The organism is Streptomyces sp. NPDC127092 (genome assembly GCF_042722475.1).
GTDB lineage: Bacteria > Actinomycetota > Actinomycetes > Streptomycetales > Streptomycetaceae > Streptomyces.
In genome coordinates, this window is record NZ_JBHXFE010000111.1 from 1 (window position 1) to 2,919 (window position 2,919).

Annotated in this window: 2 protein-coding genes and 2 pseudogenes; 3 read left to right on the forward strand and 1 reads right to left on the reverse strand. The window is 65.7% G+C overall.

From position 1 onward, the window contains the following. Positions 1-110: 110 nt before the first annotated feature. The 3 genes and pseudogenes from ACFWJO_RS37535 to ACFWJO_RS37545 form a co-directional block, all read left to right on the forward strand. Positions 111-290: pseudogene (locus ACFWJO_RS37535) on the forward strand (alcohol dehydrogenase catalytic domain-containing protein); the annotation flags it as partial. Between the two features lie 289 nt (positions 291-579). Beyond that, on the forward strand, positions 580-939 hold the full coding sequence (locus ACFWJO_RS37540) for a zinc-binding dehydrogenase (RefSeq protein ID WP_386872612.1): 360 nt from the start codon (positions 580-582) through the stop codon (positions 937-939). Between the two features lie 129 nt (positions 940-1,068). After that, entirely contained in the window at positions 1,069-2,481 is a 1,413-nt protein-coding gene (locus ACFWJO_RS37545) for an IS1380 family transposase (RefSeq protein WP_135010948.1), read from the forward strand. Positions 2,482-2,629: 148 nt separating this feature from the next. On the opposite strand, the pseudogene ACFWJO_RS37550 reads toward ACFWJO_RS37545, so the two are convergent. Further along, positions 2,630-2,919 (reverse strand): annotated as a pseudogene (locus ACFWJO_RS37550) (hypothetical protein); the annotation flags it as partial.

Sequence of the window (2,919 nt, forward strand, 5' to 3'; positions counted from 1 at the left end):
CATTCAGTCCGCCGGGCGGGACCACACCCCCGTGAAATCTCGAGGTTAGCGTTGGACGACATCCCTCGCGCGACATCGGGTCCGCTCTCTGATTGATCCGGCCGGTCGCCGTGTCCCTGAACCCTGTCGACGTTCAGATCCGAGAAGGACTGGAGAGAAGGTACCTGACTCCTCGCTTTCCTGCTGTTCCCGGATCGGACGTCGCCGGTGTCGTCGTGGAGCTGGGAGCGGACACGCCGGAGTTCGCCATAGGGGACGCCGTCGTGGGGCATGCGATGAAGGACTACGTAGGTGCGGGGACACTTGCCGAGTATGTTGACATGCCTGTTCGGTCGACCATCCTCAAACCGCATGGATTGAGTTTTCGGGAAGCAGCGACACTGCCGCTCGCGGCACAAACTGCGCTTCAGATCGTCCGCCGCTCCGGTTTAGGGGCTTCCAGCCGCGTCCTCGTAAGCGGCGCTGCAGGAGGAGTCGGTTCATTCGCCGTTCAGCTCGCAAATCGGACCGGCGCCTTCGTGGTGGGAACCACGTCACCGAAGAACTTCAGGTACGTCGAGAGCCTGGGGGACGCTCGCGATCGACTACGCGGGCGACCTACGAGATGCCACACGAACGATCGCGCCTCACGGATTCGATGTCATCCTCGATCTTGTTGGTGGGCCTGCACTCGACGACGCTCTGACGGTCATTGCCGGTAACGGGCAAGTGACATCAATCGCCGATTATCGTGCCCGTGACCAGTTCGGCGGCCAATTCGTCTGGCTGCGCCCGGGCACGGCCGACCTGCAGACCGTAGCCGGACTGGCGGCGTCCGGTGAGCTGCGCACCGATATAGGCGAGGTCTACCCGTTCGGTCAGTTCAGGGACGCCTTCGTCACCTTCGAAGCCCGTGCGACACGAGGGAAGACTGTCATCGAGTTCGAAGGATCCAGTTGACGCGTTAGCCTCGAGATTTCACGGGGGTGTGGTCTCGACCGGCGGAATGAATGGCGAAAGGTGCTCCTGGCCTGGGATGATACGAGGTGTTGAGACCCGTAGCCATCCGCTGGAAGGAGCACCTTTCAGGTGTCCCACCCTACCTTGTTCTTCTACCCCCGTCCGCGGGTGGACGTCGCCGAGGTTCCGGCCCTCGCGCATGCGGGCGCTGTGCTGCTGACCGACACGATTCACGCCACTGGCCTCGCTGCTTCGCTGCGTGAGGCGCTGGATTCGTGGACGAAACCGCTGGCAGAGCATCACAGCTCGAAGGTCCTGCTGGATCTCGCACTCACTCTCGCGATCGGCGGCGAGCACGCTTCGGATGCTGATCTGCTGCGGTGCGAACCGGACCTGTTCGGTGACGTCGCCTCGGCCCCCACGATCTCCCGCATGCTCACCACGCTGGCTGAGGACGCGCCCGCCGTGATCGAGGCGATCTCGAATGCCCGTCGCGCCGCGCGGGAACGGGCCTGGGCCTTGGCCGGGGAGCACTCCCCCGCCGCGGGGGCCAGTGCGAAGAGCCCGCTGGTCATCGACCTCGACGCCACCCTGATCAACGTCCACAGCGAGAAGGAGCAGGCCGCACCGACGTTCAAACGCGGCTTCGGCTATCACCCTCTGTGCGCGTTCCTCGACCACGGCAGCGAAGGGACTGGGGAACCGCTGGCGATCCATCTCCGCCCCGGCAACGCCGGCTCGAACACCGCGGCTGATCACATCACCGTCACCAAGGCCGCGCTCGCGCAGCTCCCACCAGCCCTGCTGGCCCGGAGCAGGCGGGGGTCGAAGAAGATTCTGATCCGCACCGACGGAGCCGGCGGCACCAAGGAATTTCTCCAGTGGATGACCAGGCGGCGGCTGGCCTACTCCGTCGGGTTCACTCTCCCCGCGCACACTCCTGACCTGCTGGAACATATCGATGAGGCGCAGGCGTGGACTCCGGCCTATGACACCGATACCGACGGGATCCGCGAGGGGGCGTGGGTGGCGGAGCTGACCGGACTGCTGGACCTGTCCGGGTGGCCTGCCGGGATGCGGGTGATCGTGCGGAAGGAACGCCCCCACCCCGGAGCGCAACTACGGATCACCGATCACGAAGGAATGCGCATCACCGCGTTCGCCACCAACACCCCGCGCGGCCAGCTACCCGTCCTCGAGCTGCGTCACCGCCGCCGCGCACGATGCGAAGACCGGATCCGCAACGCCAAGGACCTGGGCTTGATGAAGTTCCCGCTGCAGGGCTTCGCGCAGAACCAGATCTGGTGCCAGATCATCCAGCTCGCCTCCGAGCTCGTCGCCTGGATGCAGACCATAGCTCTGACCGGCCATGACGCGAGGAAGTGGGAACCCAAACGGCTCCGCGCACGCTTGTTCGAGATCCCCGCGACTCTCGTGCGCCGCTGCCGGCACAAGGTCCTCCATCTCGCCGAACACGCCCCCGAAGCCCGAACCGTCCTAACCGGCATGAACCGGCTCCGCACCGCCGTCGCACAGACCTGACCAGGCGGCTCCACCCGCCCCACCGACCAGCAGAATCCTCCTCTCGGGAGTGGAACCCGACCGCCCGCAACGGACACTGCGACGATCTGTCACACCCACATGCCAGAATCAGCAGCTGAACACCGGCAACGACGCCGAACGCCCCCGCTCACCAACCCGATGAAACATCGAGGCTAGAGGCTTCGGCGCAGGTGCACAGTAGAGCGTGCTCGAGGGCCTGCAACGGCAATGCCTCGGTGGGCAGGCGGGCCGCGACGGCCCAGCCGACGATCCGCCGCGTGCGGACGTCCGTGAAGAGCGCGGCGTCGCAGAGCCCTTTCGGGATGCGAACGCAGGTGAACTTTGCGGCCCAGATGCCGCGGGCAGAGGCTGGGCGCTGCTTCGCGGCTCGGCAGCCGCGGGAGGTGAGAAACCCACATTCTGTCGTGCCGACCACGC